1 protein-coding gene is annotated in these 255 nt (G+C 49.8%); it reads right to left on the bottom strand.

All coding sequences use genetic code 11. From position 1 onward, the window contains the following. A partial coding sequence (locus QWY27_RS15425; protein ID WP_290199292.1) for a hypothetical protein occupies positions 1-255 on the bottom strand: 255 nt, incomplete at both ends.

Genomic DNA, 255 nt, shown 5'->3' with positions numbered 1-255 from the left:
TTGTGCGTGATTTCGGAAAGAGGATTAGTCTGGTCCATAAACTGGGACAATTGGCTCGAACCAAAAAACTCTTTGATCGCTGCGGAAATCGGCTTGGAGTTGATCAAGTCATGCGGCATCAGATTCTCTGTTTCCGCTTGACCCAAACGCTCTTTCACCGCACGCTCAACACGCACCAAGCCGGCACGGAATTGATTTTCAGCCAATTCACCCACGCAACGCACACGACGATTGCCCAAGTGATCGATGTCATCA

It is taken from the genome of Zwartia vadi (assembly GCF_030410375.1).
GTDB classification, from domain to species: domain Bacteria; phylum Pseudomonadota; class Gammaproteobacteria; order Burkholderiales; family Burkholderiaceae_B; genus Zwartia; species Zwartia vadi.
The sequence above is the reverse complement of the archived record's forward strand: the minus strand, read 5'-3'. Positions and strand labels throughout refer to the sequence as shown.